Annotated in this window: 16 protein-coding genes; 3 read left to right on the plus strand and 13 right to left on the minus strand. The window is 41.2% G+C overall.

Going from position 1 to position 16952, the window contains the following annotated elements:
• Positions 1–34 precede the first annotated feature (34 nt).
• The 13 genes from accC to NLF92_RS05590 all read right to left on the minus strand — a co-directional run bounded on the left by accC (position 35) and on the right by NLF92_RS05590 (position 14123).
• On the minus strand, positions 35–1378 hold the full coding sequence (gene accC, locus NLF92_RS05530; RefSeq protein ID WP_254099653.1) for an acetyl-CoA carboxylase biotin carboxylase subunit: 1344 nt from the start codon (positions 1376–1378) through the stop codon (positions 35–37).
• A gap of 14 nt (positions 1379–1392) precedes the next feature.
• Positions 1393–1842, minus strand: coding sequence for an acetyl-CoA carboxylase biotin carboxyl carrier protein (accB, locus tag NLF92_RS05535; RefSeq protein WP_254099654.1), 450 nt, complete (start codon positions 1840–1842; stop codon positions 1393–1395).
• Positions 1843–1853: 11 nt separating this feature from the next.
• Positions 1854–2294, minus strand: a complete 441-nt coding sequence (gene aroQ / locus NLF92_RS05540) for a type II 3-dehydroquinate dehydratase (protein WP_254099656.1) — start codon at positions 2292–2294, stop codon at positions 1854–1856.
• A 142-nt stretch (positions 2295–2436) separates the two neighbouring features.
• Positions 2437–2991 carry a heme NO-binding domain-containing protein gene (locus NLF92_RS05545; RefSeq protein ID WP_254099658.1) on the minus strand — a complete coding sequence of 185 codons (555 nt, stop codon included), beginning with the start codon at positions 2989–2991 and terminating at the stop codon, positions 2437–2439.
• A gap of 219 nt (positions 2992–3210) precedes the next feature.
• Entirely contained in the window at positions 3211–4236 is a 1026-nt protein-coding gene (locus tag NLF92_RS05550; protein WP_254099660.1) for a protein-glutamate methylesterase/protein-glutamine glutaminase, read from the minus strand.
• On the minus strand, positions 4233–4838 hold the full coding sequence (cheD, locus tag NLF92_RS05555) for a chemoreceptor glutamine deamidase CheD (protein WP_254099662.1): 606 nt from the start codon (positions 4836–4838) through the stop codon (positions 4233–4235). The genes NLF92_RS05550 and cheD overlap by 4 nt, the downstream gene beginning before the upstream one ends.
• 38 nt (positions 4839–4876) lie before the next feature.
• A complete protein-coding gene (locus NLF92_RS05560; protein ID WP_254099664.1) occupies positions 4877–5692 on the minus strand; it encodes a CheR family methyltransferase in 816 nt (271 codons plus the stop codon).
• Positions 5693–5695: 3 nt separating this feature from the next.
• On the minus strand, positions 5696–8800 hold the full coding sequence (locus tag NLF92_RS05565; RefSeq protein ID WP_254099666.1) for a methyl-accepting chemotaxis protein: 3105 nt from the start codon (positions 8798–8800) through the stop codon (positions 5696–5698).
• Entirely contained in the window at positions 8797–9270 is a 474-nt protein-coding gene (locus tag NLF92_RS05570) for a chemotaxis protein CheW (RefSeq protein ID WP_254099668.1), read from the minus strand. Before NLF92_RS05570 ends, NLF92_RS05565 begins: the two co-directional genes overlap by 4 nt.
• Positions 9263–11038 carry a chemotaxis protein CheA gene (locus NLF92_RS05575; RefSeq protein WP_254099670.1) on the minus strand — a complete coding sequence of 592 codons (1776 nt, stop codon included), beginning with the start codon at positions 11036–11038 and terminating at the stop codon, positions 9263–9265. Before NLF92_RS05575 ends, NLF92_RS05570 begins: the two co-directional genes overlap by 8 nt.
• Before the next feature lie 62 nt (positions 11039–11100).
• Entirely contained in the window at positions 11101–11469 is a 369-nt protein-coding gene (locus NLF92_RS05580) for a response regulator (protein WP_254099672.1), read from the minus strand.
• Between the two features lie 23 nt (positions 11470–11492).
• Positions 11493–12164 (minus strand): hypothetical protein, encoded by a 672-nt coding sequence (locus NLF92_RS05585; RefSeq protein ID WP_254099674.1) that lies wholly within the window; start codon positions 12162–12164, stop codon positions 11493–11495.
• A gap of 84 nt (positions 12165–12248) precedes the next feature.
• Positions 12249–14123: a protein-disulfide reductase DsbD gene (locus NLF92_RS05590; RefSeq protein ID WP_254099676.1), complete on the minus strand. Its 1875-nt coding sequence runs from the start codon at positions 14121–14123 to the stop codon at positions 12249–12251.
• A gap of 199 nt (positions 14124–14322) precedes the next feature.
• Between NLF92_RS05590 and NLF92_RS05595 the strand changes: the two genes are divergently transcribed.
• The 3 genes from NLF92_RS05595 to NLF92_RS05605 all read left to right on the plus strand — a co-directional run bounded on the left by NLF92_RS05595 (position 14323) and on the right by NLF92_RS05605 (position 16909).
• Entirely contained in the window at positions 14323–14844 is a 522-nt protein-coding gene (locus NLF92_RS05595) for an FxsA family protein (RefSeq protein ID WP_254099678.1), read from the plus strand.
• Positions 14845–14934: 90 nt separating this feature from the next.
• Positions 14935–16344, plus strand: coding sequence for an amidohydrolase family protein (locus NLF92_RS05600; RefSeq protein ID WP_254099680.1), 1410 nt, complete (start codon positions 14935–14937; stop codon positions 16342–16344).
• Between the two features lie 274 nt (positions 16345–16618).
• Positions 16619–16909 (plus strand): co-chaperone GroES, encoded by a 291-nt coding sequence (locus tag NLF92_RS05605; protein WP_254099682.1) that lies wholly within the window; start codon positions 16619–16621, stop codon positions 16907–16909.
• Positions 16910–16952 lie beyond the last annotated feature (43 nt).

The raw sequence follows: 16952 nt of genomic DNA on the forward strand, positions 1-16952 counted from the left end.
ACTCTGGTTTTTGATGTAAATATAGGGTTTTAGCCTAAGCTAAACCTAATTTCTTCTCAAGGTAGTGAATGTTTGTACCGCCAGCAAAGAAGTTTTCATCAGCCATGATAGCCTGCTGCAAAGAAACATTGGTCTTGATACCTTCAATCACTAGCTCACTCAAGGCATGCCGCATACGAGCAATCGCCTCGTCACGTGTCTCACCATAGGTAATCAATTTACCGATCATCGAATCATAAAACGGCGGGACAGAATATCCAGAATAGATATGGGATTCCCAACGAATACCTAAACCACCCGGCGCGTGGAACATCGATATTTTGCCTGGGCTGGGTAAGAATGTTTCAGGATCTTCGGCATTGATACGACATTCGATCGCATGGCCTTTGATTTTAATTTGTGATTGGTCTAGTGATAATGGCTGACCAGCAGCAACACGAAGTTGTTCTTTAATCAGATCTACACCAGTAATCATTTCAGAAACAGGGTGCTCAACCTGAATACGGGTATTCATTTCAATGAAATAAAACTCTCCGTTTTCATACAAGAATTCAAACGTACCTGCACCACGGTAACCAATTTCAATACATGCTTTACGGCAACGTTCCCCGATCTTTTCACGCATTTGGTCTGAAACACCTGGAGCTGGCGCCTCTTCAACTACTTTTTGGTGACGACGCTGCATAGAGCAATCACGTTCACCTAGATGGATCGCACCACCTTGACCGTCAGCTAATACTTGGATTTCTACATGGCGAGGATTTTCTAGGAATTTCTCCATGTAAACAACATCATTGTTAAATGCAGCACCGGCTTCCGCTTTGGTGGTTGCAATGGATTCAACTAATTCTGCTTCGCTACGGACCACACGCATACCACGACCGCCGCCACCACCAGATGCTTTAACGATGATTGGATAACCGATGCGTTTAGCGATACTTTTATTGCGCTCCATATCATCTGTCAATGGACCATCAGAACCAGGAACACAAGGTACTCCTGCTTTTTTCATGGCATTGATAGCGGATACCTTGTCACCCATTAGGTTAATGGTTTCGGCTTTTGGACCAATAAATACAAAGCCGCTTTTTTCGACGGCTTCAGCAAAATCAGCACTTTCAGCAAGGAAGCCATAGCCTGGGTGAATCGCAACAGAATTAGTAACTTCGGCGGCTGCGATCAGACGAGGAATATTCAAATAGCTTTCTTGAGCAGATGCTTTACCAATACAAATAGATTCGTCAGCAAGTAAAACGTGCTTTAGGTTTTTATCAGCTGTCGAGTGAACAGCAACTGTTTTAATACCAAGTTCTTTACATGCACGCAAAATCCGTAGGGCAATTTCACCACGGTTTGCAATTAAAACTTTATCTAGCATAAGGTACTACTCCCTTATTCAATGATAAATAGTGGCTGGTCAAATTCAACTGCATCTTGGTTTTCGACTAGGATTGCTTTTACCACGCCGGCTTTGTCAGCTTCGATTTGGTTCATCATTTTCATCGCTTCGATAATACATAAGGTATCACCGACGTTGACTTTAGTCCCTACTTCAGCAAACGCTTTGGCTTCTGGAGATGAGGCGCGGTAGAACGTACCAACCATCGGTGATTTAACCGTGTGGCCTGTCACTACTTCAGCAGCTGGTGCTTCTGCTACTGGTGCCACAGCTGGTGCAGCTGCTGGTGCGGCTACAGGGGCAGGTGCTGCGAAGACTTGTTGTGCAGAAGCTGATGCACCACGGTGAATACGAACTGACTCTTCACCTTCTGTAATTTCTAGTTCAGCTATACCTGATTCTTCAACCAGTTCGATAAGTTTTTTTATTTTTCTAATATCCATGACGTTTTGCCTTATGAAAGAGAGGATAAATATTGATCAGCACTTTGCAGTGCTAATTGATAACCGTAAGTACCACAACCGACAATAACCCCTTGGGCCACGTCAGATAGGTAAGAATGTTGGCGAAATGATTCACGCGCGTGTACGTTTGAAATATGGATTTCTATAAAAGGGATGGCTACGCCTAACAGAGCATCTCGTAAAGCCACGCTAGTATGTGTAAATGCAGCAGGGTTAATGATAATAAAATCAATATCAGCTTGGGCAGCTTGAACAGCATCGATAAGTGCATATTCTGCATTGGTTTGGAGATAGGTAACGTTGTGACCAAGCTCTGCACCGAGTTTGACACAGACCTGCATCACATCATCTAGGGTTTGTGAGCCATAAATTTCAGGTTCGCGTGTGCCCAACAGGTTTAAGTTTGGACCATTTAGAATCAATATGTTCACGAAAACTCCGATAAAATAGATAATAATGTAGTGAAAATCACTATAAAATTACTTTTCCAATAATTCAACTCTCTATTATAGTGAATATTCACTATTTAGCAGTATTTTACTGGTCTTATCAGAAGCTTTCGTTAGTTATACTCTAATTAGCGACTTTTTCGCGGATTTTTACATCAATTTTGACACGATATGGTTCATCACTCAGTGTGTTCATGGCAATATCCACCTCAACACCAAAGTATTGACTGCCACCAGTAATTAGACCTGCCGCTAAAGTATCTAATTGTCGTGGTGAACCGTATTCCAACACTATGCCATCAGATGTTTGTTCTAAAATAGAAAACGTTGGCAAGGTGGCATTAGGATAAAGCTTTAATACTTCCACATGAATATTTGAATCCAGTTGTACTAATAAATCCATTAATGTCGCATTTTTTGGCAGGATGTGTTGGTGTCCAGCCACCAATTTAGGAAATAAATACTGACCAAATGCAAAAATGAGATCGGGGATGGGCGTATCTGTTTTTTCTGATAACAGTGTCACGATGGCTAATACATCCTCGAAAGGGTAATGTCCAACAGAAGTATAGGCGCCGTCAGTCGACAGTTCTGCTTCATCTAATATTTCATCCGCCATCTCAGCAGATATTTCAGTTTCAATCATTTCAACTAAGTTGGTAAAAATAATGCCTAACATGGAAGGTCCTTTTCGGTACATGAACAAATAGATATAAATTATAGATGCTTTTACACTGTATACATCAGTAAACGACAATATTTAGCGTATGTAATAGCTAATGTGGAATCGGTGTTTAACGGAATATCAGATATAAATATACTAAATAGTATTTGAATACTATCGGCCAAAACATGGATGACTAAACTTATAAGAGGAAAAATTTGCCTGGTATGCTGATTATTGCAATACCTTTCTGATTTTTTGTCCCAAGTAAGCCAACGGCACCACTTCTTGAGCGGCTTTTAACTTAATGGCTTCGCGAGGCATACCGAATACAACTGAACTTTCTTCATCTTGGGCAAACGTTTTGCCTCCCGCTTGTTTGATATGCAACAACCCCTTTGCCCCATCTTTGCCCATGCCTGTCAGTATCGCCGCTACTGTATGCTGGCCCATTGTTTTGGCCAAAGAATCAAACATCACATCAACAGAGGGTTTATGTCCAGACACTAAAGGACCATCCTGAAGTTTAATGCACATACCATTTGCTGAGTTTTGGATTGTCATGTGACGATCACCAGGAGCAATATAGGCGGTATTTGCTCTTAGTATTTCATGATTTTGTGCTTCCTTGACGCAAATTTTGCACATTGCGTTGAGGCGCTGTGCAAATGTAGTGGTGAAACCACTTGGCATATGTTGGGTAATCACAATAGGCGGGAACTGCTGTGGTAGGGAAACTAACAAGTCTTTAATGGCTTCAGTGCCGCCAGTACTTGCACCGATACCGATAACATAACGTGAATCTGTACAAGCTGATATCGTCAGTGGATGGGCGAGTTTAGGTAGTTTACGTTGCTTGATTTTAGCATTGGCTGCATTTTTAATTTTTTCAATCAATGTTTCTTTGTATTTGCCTAGACCCACCGCAATGCCACTGGTTGGTTTTTCGACAAAATCCACAGCCCCTAATTCCATTGATTTAAGTGTTTCAGCACTGCCTTTGCTGGTCGATGATGAGATCATAATAACCGCTGTAGGGTGAGCTCGCATTAACTTCTCTAAAAATGCCAAGCCGTTCATCTCTGGCATTTCGATATCCAAAGTAATGACATCAGGCTTGTGCTGATTAACCATATCTCGAGCTTGAAAAGCATTCTTGGCGGTGCCCACGAGGTGTAATCCAGGGGCATCTTTAATGATTTCCGACAGGACCGCTCGGATTAATGCTGAATCATCTATGACTAATACATTGATACTCATGCGGCACCAAAATCACTGAATCCGCCATCTAAGTTACCACTCGTAATCTCTGCACAATAGTCAGCCTCACGCTCTATAATCGTGGCATTTTTAACGATTTTAAGACGGCGCAATTTTACTTCACCAGTTCCGGGTAGAAAGTATATTTTTCTTGGGACATTACCCCCGATATCTTGGGCTATCACAGGAATTCTTTCTAAAGCCATGTACTCTAGAATAAAAGCCTTATTTTTCTCACCTGTGTTGGGAATCTTATCGTTATATAGTGCATTTGAACCGCCAAAAATTTTGGCCTCTAAGTATTGGCGTTTAGCACCAATTTTTAGCATGTCATTGATCAGCAACTCCATGGCATTGACCCCATAAGATGCTGGTGACATGTTTGGGTTGGGAATATCCTGAGCATCCGGCAATAAAAAATGGTTCATACCGTGAACATGATTGACGGGATCGCGTAGACAAACCGCAATACAAGAACCCAGTACCGTCACTAGCATAATGTTTTTGTCGGTCGCCGTAAATTCACCAGGGTTAATTTTGGCCGCATGTAGCCCAAAATATTTGTCATAATAAAATTCGCGGGTGGCGTCAGTTTTACTCATGCGTTTTCCTGTTATTAGCTCGAAATAGAGAATACAAACTATCGTTTTTGATAGATAGTTTGACCTACTGATATTAGTTCCTGGGTTAAGTGGCTATAATTTTCTGAATGTCCTACCACTAATAATCCACCGGTTTTGAGGTGAGTTAACATCTGTCGAATGATTCTCTCTTTTTCTTTGGGTTTAAAATAAATGAGTACATTACGGCAAAAAATAATATCGAACATGCCAGGTAGCTGCCACTCAGCAGAGAATAAATTGATATTCTTAAAGGCAACGATACCTTTTACATCTGGGATTATTTTCGCTTTACCAATTTGTTTCTTTTTGCCTTTGAAAAAGAAGGATTGCTTGATAGTTGACGGTAATTTGTCAACATCCTCTAAATTATAGACTCCTTTTTTAGCAAATCTGAGAACTTCAGAATTTATATCACTGGCTAGGATACGTACCTTTGGGCTGAAACTATTGCGCGCCTTAATTGCAGTGATAGCCAAAGAGTATGGTTCTTCACCTGAGCTACAACCGGCGCTCCAAATATTGATACTGCGATTGTGTTTTTCTAGGTATTGTTCAACCGCAGAAAAATGATGTTGTTCACGAAAAAATGCAGTGAGATTTGTGGTTAATGCATTAACAAAATGAGCCTGTTCTCGTGATGATTGTTTTACTTGTTTTAAGTAATGGCTGAAATCTTGGAGTGACAAGTCACGGAGCCGTTTACTTAAACGGCTATAGACCATGTTTCTTTTTGCCTCTGAAATATTCACGCCAGAAAATTTAAACATTAACTGACGAACTTGGGTAAAGTTTTCGTCAGTAAAAATAAACTCCCGCTCATTTTCTATGATCATGATTTAAAAGTTTTCCCATTCATCATCCGGAGAAGGACGTTTTCTAGTCAACCGTGACAAGGGTTTTGTTGTACTAGTGTGTGGTCTAAACTCAAGTGTTTGGGTATGTGATAAAGCAGTATCAGAATGTTCAGCCAGAGGTAAATCATGCTGTTCAGCTAAACGGAACTCAGCCACACTTAGCGTTAATTGTTCAGCTTGGACTCTCAATGATTCCGAAGAGGCTGCAGCTTCTTCAACTAATGCTGCATTTTGTTGTGTCATTTCATCCATTTGTGTAATGGAATTACTGACTTCATCAATACTGATAGATTGCTCAGAAGACGCAGAAGCGATTTCACCCATAATATCGTTTACACGCTGAATCGATACGACAATTTCTTTCATCGTTTCACCAGATTGATGGACTAGTTGATTGCCATTAGTGACCTTGTCAACGGAATCGGTAATCAGGTGTTTTATATCTTTTGCAGCATCTGCCGAACGCTGTGCCAACGTCCGAACTTCTGATGCTACCACGGCAAAACCTCGACCCTGTTCACCAGCTCGTGCGGCTTCTACTGCTGCATTTAACGCTAAGATATTGGTCTGGAAGGCAATACTATCAATGACGCTAATAATATTCGCAATTTTTTCCGCAGACTCATTTATCGATGACATAGTGTTGACGACTTGCTGAATTAAATCACCACCATTAAAAGCAATCGATGCGGCTTCAGAAGAGAGGTGGTTCGCTTGTTCTGCATTTTGCGCATTGAGTTTTACGGTACCAGTTATTTCATCCATTGTAGAAGCTGTTTGCTCTAGACTGGACGCCTGTTCTTCTGTGCGAGATGAAAGGTCCATATTCCCTTGCGAGATTTCAGAAGATGCCAAGTTAATGGTCTCTGTCGCATGACGAATCGAGGCAATCATTTCGGATAATTTGTCACAGCTATCGTTACAGTATGTTTTCATATCATGAAACACACCGGCATATTCGTTTTCAACACGTTGCGTCAAATCACCTTGGGCAATAGCATTGAGTACTTGATTAACATCAGATAAGCCAGTTTCTGTGACATCAATAAATTCATTGAGACTCGAGGAGATTTTGGCTAAAAACCCTTCTTTGTTGTCCGTATCTATCCGTTGTGAAAAATCTCCTTGCAAGGCAGCACCTACCATGGCTGAAATTTCGTTCTCAGCATTGACCTCTTTCGTGCGATCTAACCATTCTACAACCGCACCGAGTCGCTCACCATTTTCTGATTGGATGGGGTTAATAATGAACCTGAAATAGCGTTTGCCAATTTGAATTTGTGCCTCGTGTGTTCCTTGTAAATTTGCAATCAAAGCCGTTTGGTGGTTTGGATTTTTATGGAAGATATCCATTGAGTTACCGATGATTTTGGCAGCTGAAAAGTGTGGTAAAGCCTCTTGGATATCTTTTTCGCAATCGTTGAGCATACGCTCGATAGAACCATTTAAATAAATGATTTTATCATCGGCATCAGCAATCATGACATTGGTTGTCGTGCAGTTTAAAGATTCGAGAATACGACGTTGTTTGCGTTCTTCTTCAAAGACTGCCGTCATATCATGTAATTCCGTCGAGTAACCCACTAAAGTGTTGCCTACAGTAAAAATAGGACTAATGATCAATCTGAAATCCATTTGACCTAGATGGATATTCGTAATGAGATCGTGCGTCAGGTTAGCGAGATCACTGCCTTGAATATCCGTATTTTTCATAAACATATCAATTTTTTGACCCAGTAAATGCTGCGCTGAAAAATGTGCGATGCTTTGTTTTATTTGATCTTCTGCTTCCTCAAGGACAGAGGTTGTTGCTTTATTGGCATAAATAATTTTGCGTTGGTGGTCACTGAGCATAAAGGCAGTGGAACTATTATCTAGCGCTTGTTTAACCTGGAAGGCTTCATCCGATTTGATTTTATTTTCAGCGAGCAAATCGGTGACTTTATTTAATTGCTTGAATAAACCACCAATCTCATCTTTGCGTCGCGCTTCAGTACTGACAATGAATTCGCCTTTGGCTATTGCAGAGAAGTGTTCCCCTAACTCTCTGATGGAACGCAGCACAGACAAAACTAATATGCTACCTAACAATATACTCAACAAGGCAGTGAGAAGAATTGTCCCTAGCGCATAGGTACGCGAAGTATTGATGTCTTGGATGCGTTGCGTAAATACGTTTGATAATTGTAGGTTAATACTTTCATGAACATCGTAAATACGGTTGATAAGGGTGGTCGCATTATCAAAAAATAACGCGGCAGAATAATCAGTCTTAGTTTTGTCGAGTAATTCGCTATTTACCAAAGAAAACAGTGCTTGTATTTCCTGACTAAACTCATCAGCTTGTTTGCCCAAGGGACTAAAATTAGGGTTGGTTTTTACTGCGGCTTGCATATGAAGACTAAAATCATATGCGGGATACCTAATACCGTTTAACAAGCTACGTAATTCTAATTTCTCAGAGTTACTTACTGTTCCTTTACTCAATATACCGGCGGTTTTTCCTCTGACTTTACCTAGTGCATCCGTCAGGCGAGGTAGATCTTTCATATTCCCTATGATTAAGTGGTAACTGGCTGCTTGGGGGTCATAATAAAGGCCTGAATATTCTAAAACAGAAGATGCTAATTGCGCTGTTTCGGTGATCAGTGCAGAATGATTGGCAAACGCTGTGCGAGCATCAATAGCGTCACTTAGGACATTGGATTTCAAAGTGGACCAGCTACGCTTGATAGTTTTTAGTTCGGCTAAAAGCTCTATTTCATTGGTTCTACGGAAGATTTGTTCGACGTGATCAAAATGCGTATCCACTATTCCACTCGTTTCAAAACGCAGGCCTTCAGCGGTTTTATCACCACCGAAAACGCGTGCGGTAATGCCGCGATGTTCAGCAAGATATTTTTGTATATAAATAATATCTTTAATCTGTTGCATACCAGTAATTTCTTGCTCAGTAACAGTAATTTTACCTTGTGTTGTCTGGTAAAAATAACTGGTTGGGATCGCTACACTAACCAAAGCTAAGATACCAATACTTAGCATTTTGAATGGAAGTTTGATGTTGTTTAAGTGATTTGAAAGGTTCATGTTGTAGCTCCTGCTGCAATTTCCATTTGTGCAAATATGCCGATATCTTTGCTTGTCATGAGTTTGTTAATGTTGACAATAATGACCATATTATCTTGGACTTCTGTGAGACCTCGCAAATAGGCATTATCAAAAGCCACCCCAAAGTCAGGTGCTGGTTGTATATCTGCAAAGTTGATATGGATGACGTCCGATACTTCATCCACTACTATCCCAATAATACGGTTTTCGATATTTAGCATAATGACTATAGTAAATTCGTTGTAACATGCTTGGCCAATACCAAATTTCACTCGGAGATCGATTATGGGGACGATATCTCCGCGTAGATTTATGACACCTTTCACATACTCAGGCGCATTAGCAATAGGTGTCGTGGGTTCATATGAGCAAATTTCTTTGACTTGTAAAATATCCAATGCATAGGTTTCCTTACCTAGCACAAAGGTTAAATATTCTTGATTATTCATCTACTGCCTCATGCTGTAGTTGTTGTTTGGTTCGTTGTAACGTTTGTAAAGCTAGTTGTTCGACATCCAAAATAAACGCAACGCTCCCATCTGCCATTATGGTTGCACCAGACATACAGGGAACTGCTTTATAATTTTTTTCAAGGCTTTTTATGACCACTTGTTGCTGACCGAGTAGGTTGTCAACATGCAGGCAGTAGCGTTTATGACCGACTTCGATGATCATCATGATCGATTCTTCTGGATGTGGTTTATAGGCCTCTGGATGGAGCAGGTCATGGAGCGCAACAATGGGTAAATACTGCTCGCGTATATTGATTAAATAGTCGTCTGTAATTGTTTTCACTTGCTCTTTCGTAGGACGGAATGACTCTACAATATTGTGCATGGGAATGATGTATGTTTGGCCCGCACAAGCAACCTTCATTCCCTCTATAATCGCCATGGTGAGTGGCAGTCTTATCGTAAAAGTGGCACCTTTTCCTGACTCTGAAATAATGTCTAACTTACCGCCGAGTGCCTCGATATTTTTCACCACTACATCCATACCCACGCCACGCCCAGAGATATTAGTGACAGTCGTCGCGGTGGAAAACCCTGGTTGTAAAATTAATGGCCATGTATCTTCGTCGCTGAGATCCATCGACTTAATAAGATTATTGGCGTAAGCCGTTTCTAATATCTTCTGTTTGTGCAATCCCATGCCATCATCTATGACTGAGATATAGATATAGCTGCCTTTTTGTTGTGCGGCTAAAGTGACCGTTGCGGATCTAGGTTTGCCGATTTCTTCTCGTGTTGAAGGGAGCTCTACACCATGATCAATACTGTTGCGAATCAAATGCGTGAGTGGGTCCACCAACTGTTCAATCATACCTTTATCGATTTCTGTTTCTGCACCGGTGATATCTAGATTGACTTCCTTGTTGAGTTCTTTGGCTAGTTCTCTTAAAAGGCGGGGAAAACGATTAAAAATAAAAGACAATGGCATCATGCGCATCGACATAACAGCGTCTTGCATGTCGCGAATATTGGCATTGATCAACTCTAACGCACGATGGATTTGTGTGTGTTCTTTGGGAGTATCACAGTGTACTTGTTGTAACATCACGTCGGCGATAACTAACTCACCCATAATATTTATCAAGTTATCAATTTTATCCGTATTCACTCGAATGGATTGCTGCATCGCTTGTTTATTGGCTGGAGTAGATATATTAGTGGATTCTTCGGTAAGTGTTGCTACATGAACATGTAAATCGTGCGGTTCATTTGAAGGTGAATCTGTGCTTGGCTCGGTGGTTGCAAAGAAACCAAAATCATCGCTGTCGTCGGTGTTAAAAAATCCAAAATCAGTGTCTGCTTGTTCTAGATGTTCGCAGTTATCTAATAAGTGACTGAGTTGTTGTTTACACTCAGATATGACGGAATTATCGAGCGCTTCGTTATTTTCATATGCATCTACAGTAACGGAAAGAACATCAAGCGCAGCTAGTAAAGTATCTATTTTGGCCGAGGTCAGTTCTGCTTTTTCCTTGCGTACCAGGTCTAAAAAGTTCTCCATTAAATGGGTTAAATCTGTCAATGCACTAAAACCAAACATACCGCTGCCACCTTTAATAGAGTGGGCAGCTCGAAAAACACGGTTGATGCTTTCGAGTTCGATATTTTCAGGCTGATACGAAACAAACAACGCTTCCATGTCTTGGATATGCTCTCGTGTTTCAGCAAAAAATACATCGTGGAATTGGCCTAGATCTACAGACATTATTACTCCCTTAATGACAATCTAGCGAACGTTGCTTCCTAATGAAGGTGAGCCTGTGTTAATTAACGGCTGAGTACTTTTTCTGTGACCATGACTAATTTGTCAGGGTCAAAGGGTTTCACCATCCATCCTGTAGCACCGGCTGCGCGTCCTTGCGCTTTCATGGCATCACTTGCCTCGGTGGTTAACATAACAATGGGTTTCTGACGATATTCGGTCATTTTACGCAATGATTTGATCAAAGTTAGGCCATCCATTCGTGGCATATTTTGATCGGTTAAGACAAAGTCAAAATCGTGGATTTGACACAGATCTAGAGCTTCTTGTCCATCTGGTGCAACGGTGACTTTGTACTTTGAACCGCTCAACGTGACTTCCACCATTTGTCGAATGGATGGCGAGTCATCAACTACTAATATATGTTTTTCCATTTTCTTGTTCCGTGTCGTAAGACTTAAAAAAATTCGATTTCACCAGCTTGCATTGATTTGCTAGAAACAGGGTTGTTATTTACATCTCGGCGCTTTTGTAACGTTTCTAAATATTCACGAATATCGGCTATCACAACGTCTAGATCATCTTGTCCAATAGTTTCAATATGCTCTCTGATAAAGCGTAAGGTATCTAAACAAAACTGTAGGTTTTGGGTGTTAATATCACCGAATTGCATGCCCCTGATAGATTCATTCATGAAATTTCGAATATCACCGGCAAGACGGGTTACTTGGGCGTACTCTAAGCTATCTGCATCTACATTGCGTTGGACTAAGGTGCTTTGTTTGAGCATCAATGACTGAATTTCGACGAAACTGTTACCAATCAAATCAATGGCATCTTGTTGGGTCGAGTTGATATTCAGTAAGCTTTTTTCGCACTCTAAAATCATGTTATTGATTTCTGAGGCAAGTAGAGATGACAGATTGGCTTGTTCATCTTTACGCTCTTGGAGCCGTCGTTTATACATGTTCATATAACGGCGCTGCTCACTGACGAGATAGAACGCCGCAGCGATAGAAAAAATGGCCACAACCAGAATCGCTGGTTGTTGATTAAACACGAAAATACTCGATATGGCTCCTAAAGTAACAGCCAAAGAGATGTAGATATAGCGGTACTGCAAATCCATATGCATTCCTTCACATAAAATAAGTGCATGTTATTTAAACACGGAAAAGCCACAACATATCCTGTGTTGTGACTTGACTAATATTTACTTATCGGAAAATATTGCATTTACATGAGTGGCAAATGCATCTGCAGGTAAAAAGCCTGTCACACGGGATTGTGTCAGCTCATAACCTTGTTCGTCGAAGAATAAAATGGTTGGTAGGCCTTTGATTGCAAACTCTTCTTGGAAAGCTAAATTCGTTGGGGTGTTATCAGTCAAATCGATTTGTAGCCAAACGGTATTACTTAACGCTGCGACGACTGCAGGATCTGGGAATGTATATTTTTCAAATTCCTTACAGGCGACACACCAGTCAGCGTATAAATCTACCATGACGGTTTTACCTGAAGCATTTGCGGCTGCAATTTTAGCTGCTAGATCACCAAGGTCTTTGACGACAGTAAAATTAGGATGCTGAGCCGCATGTGGTGCGTTATTTTGAGTGCTGTATCTCATGGCCTGAGTTTGGAACAGGCTGTTGTAGCCATACATAAATGATGCGATTAAACCTAGATAAATAACGGCATTGCGCAAGCCTTTCGCAAAAGAACTCTTAGTTGCTTGATTCAGGGTGCCATAATACGTAAACAGTGCAAAGCCAACACCTGCCCATAATAAATCAGTTAAGGGATCAATAATAATCCTTTCGACAAATGTGATGGCCACGATTAACATCAGGAAACCAAAAGTGGCTTTGACCACATTCATCCAATTGCCTGCTTTGGGTAATAATTTGCCACCGGTCATACCAAATAAAATCAACGGGATGCCCATACCTAAGCTCAAAACATAAAGCGCAGTAAAGCCGAGTAATAAGTCACCGCTTTGGGCGATGAATAGTAAGATAGCAGTGAGTGGCGCTGTCGTACATGGAGAGGCGATAAGTCCAGAAATTACCCCCATCAAAAAGACGCCGAACAGATTTCCCCCTTTTTGTTGGTTGGAAAGGTTATTGAGTTTTTCTTGCCATTTGGATGGTAATTGGATCTCATAAGCTCCGAACATAGCGATTGCTAATAGAACAAAAGCCACAATGAAAAAGGAGAGCAAATAAGGATTTTGTAAAGCCGCTTGGAACTGCACGCCAGCAGAAGCAACAATCAAACCCAACAACGAGTACGTAATAGCCATCCCTTGGACATACACAAAAGACAAAACAAAGGCTTCAGATGTTTTTAATGATGTTTTTTGGCCAAGAACAATGCTCGAGAGTATGGGATACATTGGAAAGACACACGGAGTGAATGCTAAACCAATACCCAAGGCTAAAAATGCGAGTAAAGTTAAAGCTAGTGAGTCAGGGCTTACTAATCTTTCAGCTAGTGTATACTGTTGTGAAACTGGAGCGGAGCGAGTGTTTTGAGAAGTTTCTAGGCGGTCCGATATGTCCAGCAATGAAGCTGGTGGGATAGCGCTATCCGCTAAACCTGACGATGAATTCACCGCCGTTAAGTAAACCACTTTGGTGGTAGGTGGATAACATAAGCCAGCTTCTGCGCAGCCTTGGTAGCGTATTTTTACCACACCATCGTTGATCGATTCGATGATGGGATAGGAGATGGAAACTTGGTTAAAAAATACATCTGAAATCCCAAAAAACTCATCTTCTATTTGGGTTGCGACGGGAAAGTTAGGTTCGCCAATCGTTGCGTTTTTAGTGACCGTTTTGAATTGTTTTTTATAAAGATAATATCCATCCGCAATTTGCCAGCGAAGTTCCAAGCGGTCTCCACGCTGAGAAAAATCAAAAATAAACGCTTCAGACTCCTTGAGAAACTGAGGTTCATCGTTAAATAAACTACCTAAGTTACTACTTTGAGCATGGGTAAGCCCGCTAAATAACGTGACCCATAACAAGGTTAAGGCGCTAATAAAAACCCTACATTTTAGATAAATACTAACCTGGCTAGATGACATAAAATGGATATTCTCTTTGATAATAATATGAAGTCTGTGTTGTAGACCGGTTATAGAATAACTTGCTTTCATTTATGGTTACAAATAATTACTGCAGAAACTCATGGGCAAAATGATACCGTGTGTTTACTTAAATGAACCTTAAAGTCCTTGTAAATGTCGTACATACCCATACTATTACGTTAATAGGAGAAAAAAGTTGGCTAAATTATTTTTATTGTTTGTGATCATGCCTATCGTAGAAATTGCGGTACTAATCAACGTGGGCGAGATTATTGGTGGCTGGAATACAGTAGCGTTGGTGATCTTATCTGCATTAGTAGGGGCACACCTAGTTCGTCGTGAAGGTTTGACGACGATGGCCAAAGCTCAGCAAAAAATGCAAGAAGGGCAAATGCCCGCGGAAGAGTTAGGGGCAGGTTTGCTCTTATTGATTGCCGGGGTGTTATTGGTAACGCCAGGCTTTATTACGGATATATTCGGTTTGTTACTGACATTGCCTTATACTCGAGGAAAGCTCGCTAAATTTGTTATGCAAAACATGCATATGGTGGGAGGCGCCCGTGGTTTTTCTGGTGGCTTTGAGGCCAGAGGTTTTCATTCAGGAACACAACACGATACTCGTAGCCCATTCGGACCAAAAGCGGATGATATTATTGATGGTGAAGTGGTAAATAAAACATCCTCTATAACGTCTGACACTGCTGATAAAACCAATTGATTTTGTTAATTTTTTGTAAGGATAGCTTGCATCCATTACTCGCCTAACTTAGTCTGATGACTCGGTACGAAACTAAATAAAGGGCTTCTTATGGGTTCATTCAAAACGTGTTCATCCGCGAACAAACGTTGTACAGCTTTTGCATTCACAGTTATGTTGAGTTTACTCACTCCATCCATTGTCATTGCTTCTGAATTAAAAGCGTTGGTCGGTGGACGTCTGATTGATGGCTTTGGCCATCAGCCGATTGCCAACTCTGTGATTTTGATTCGTGATAATGTGATTGAAGAAGTGGGTACGGTTAAAACGCTACCTGTGCCATCAGGTTATGAAGTCATATCTACAGAGGGGATGGATGTTTTACCTGGTTTGTGGGAAGCCCATGCGCATTTAATGCTCAACGGACATGCTAATTATGCCCATTGGCATCCTACTTACAAAGACCGTTTGGCGAATGAAATTATGCCAGCCAGTGCGGTCCAACTCCTGTTAGCTGGGATTACCAGTGCACGTGATTTAGGTGCGCCTCTAGAACCATCCTTGCAAGTAAAAAAACAAATTGAGAACAAAGAAATCCCAGGACCACGTTTATACATATCTGGACCATTTATCCAACATGCCCCCTACCCAGGTACCGAAAATTATCGCTGGGGTGTCGCATCTGTTGCACAAGCCAACGAGAAAGTAGATTTATTAGCAGCCGCAGGCGTGGATGTTATTAAACTTATCGATCACGATATTATGCCTTTGGAAGTAGCTCAAGCGGTGGTAGACGCAGCACATCGAAATAATCTCAAGGTCGTTGGGCATTCACATAAGCCCGATGAAATCCGTCGTGGTTTAGCTATTGGTATTGATAATTTTGAGCATACCGGTTTGACTACTGCGCCAGAGTATCCAGATGATATTATCGCGATGCTGAAAGAGCGCACGGCAAAAGGTCGGATTGCCGGTGGTCCTTTATATTGGACGCCTACGGTAGAAGGATTATTCAATTATTCGCAGATGGTCGCTAACCCAGAAAAACTGGATAATACCTGTTGGCATCGTGGTTTAAAACCAGACACTATTGCTGACATTAAAGCCTCCTTAGCCAACCCCGGTCAATTGGCTTACATGCAGCTGACGCCATTACGTCAGCCGACTTTGGAGAAAAAAGTGAAGCAATTAAAGGATGCAGGTGTGGTTCTTTTGACAGGAACTGACAGTGGGATCCCTACTAAATTCCATTGCCAAAGTACCTGGAATGAACTGGCCGTATGGGTTGATGAATTTGGTTTTGACCCGATGTATACCATCCGCGCAGCCACGTATTGGCCAGCCGTTTTAATGGGTGTCTCCGATAAAACAGGTACGGTTTCCAAAGGTAAGTTAGCCGATATTATTGCGGTCCAAGGAGATGTGTTGAAATATATTAATTTACTCCAACGTGTGGATTTCGTTATGAAGGACGGTGTAGTTTACAAACAACATGGGCAAGTCATCGAAAGCGCTCTATAGCTCGCTGCCGCAGCCATTTATAAGACACACGCGAAACCTGCCTCTTTTTGTTCGCGCGGAGTAGCTCTGGCTATTTGTACGATTCACGTCTAAGTGTTCTGGAAACTTTACATCGTCATTTATTATTGTAAAAAATTAAATTTTTTTCACAATTTACCCTTGAGTTCTTTGTGGCTATTCCCATATACAAATCACGACTAAACATCATGGTTTAGCAAACTCATACCCAAGTTGGGTGTAAACCTAATGTGTATAAACAATTGGAGAAATAAAAATGGCAATTCGTCCTTTACACGATCGCGTAATCATTAAACGTGAAGAAATAGAAAGTAAGTCTGCCGGTGGTATCGTTTTGACGGGCTCTGCTGCTGAAAAATCTACCCGTGGTGAAGTTGTTGCTGTAGGTAATGGTCGCGTACTTGATAACGGTGAAGTAAAAGCACTTGACGTTAAAGTAGGTGACAAAGTTATCTTCAACGAAGGATACGGCGTCAAATCTGAAAAAATCGACGGTGAAGAAGTGTTGATTTTAAGTGAAAGTGACATCTTAGCGATCGTTGAATAAGCATAGCGAATTTTTTTAATTGGTCATCGACCGATTGGTTTTA

This window comes from Opacimonas viscosa, assembly GCF_024199005.1.
GTDB classification, from domain to species: Bacteria; Pseudomonadota; Gammaproteobacteria; order Enterobacterales; family Alteromonadaceae; genus Opacimonas; species Opacimonas viscosa.

What these genes read in the sequence shown, in the direction of transcription:
- NLF92_RS05565 (WP_254099666.1), bottom strand. Translation starts at nt 8,800, where the DNA reads ATGAACCTTTCAAATCACTTAAACAACATCAAACTTCCATTCAAAATG.
- NLF92_RS05575 (WP_254099670.1), bottom strand. Translation starts at nt 11,038, where the DNA reads ATGTCTGTAGATCTAGGCCAATTCCACGATGTATTTTTTGCTGAAACA.
- accB (WP_254099654.1), bottom strand. Translation starts at nt 1,842, where the DNA reads ATGGATATTAGAAAAATAAAAAAACTTATCGAACTGGTTGAAGAATCA.
- NLF92_RS05600 (WP_254099680.1), top strand. Translation starts at nt 14,935, where the DNA reads ATGGGTTCATTCAAAACGTGTTCATCCGCGAACAAACGTTGTACAGCT.
- NLF92_RS05545 (WP_254099658.1), bottom strand. Translation starts at nt 2,991, where the DNA reads ATGTTAGGCATTATTTTTACCAACTTAGTTGAAATGATTGAAACTGAA.
- NLF92_RS05560 (WP_254099664.1), bottom strand. Translation starts at nt 5,692, where the DNA reads ATGATCATAGAAAATGAGCGGGAGTTTATTTTTACTGACGAAAACTTT.
- NLF92_RS05590 (WP_254099676.1), bottom strand. Translation starts at nt 14,123, where the DNA reads ATGTCATCTAGCCAGGTTAGTATTTATCTAAAATGTAGGGTTTTTATT.
- NLF92_RS05585 (WP_254099674.1), bottom strand. Translation starts at nt 12,164, where the DNA reads ATGGATTTGCAGTACCGCTATATCTACATCTCTTTGGCTGTTACTTTA.
- NLF92_RS05570 (WP_254099668.1), bottom strand. Translation starts at nt 9,270, where the DNA reads ATGAATAATCAAGAATATTTAACCTTTGTGCTAGGTAAGGAAACCTAT.
- NLF92_RS05550 (WP_254099660.1), bottom strand. Translation starts at nt 4,236, where the DNA reads ATGAGTATCAATGTATTAGTCATAGATGATTCAGCATTAATCCGAGCG.
- NLF92_RS05605 (WP_254099682.1), top strand. Translation starts at nt 16,619, where the DNA reads ATGGCAATTCGTCCTTTACACGATCGCGTAATCATTAAACGTGAAGAA.
- accC (WP_254099653.1), bottom strand. Translation starts at nt 1,378, where the DNA reads ATGCTAGATAAAGTTTTAATTGCAAACCGTGGTGAAATTGCCCTACGG.
- NLF92_RS05580 (WP_254099672.1), bottom strand. Translation starts at nt 11,469, where the DNA reads ATGGAAAAACATATATTAGTAGTTGATGACTCGCCATCCATTCGACAA.
- cheD (WP_254099662.1), bottom strand. Translation starts at nt 4,838, where the DNA reads ATGAGTAAAACTGACGCCACCCGCGAATTTTATTATGACAAATATTTT.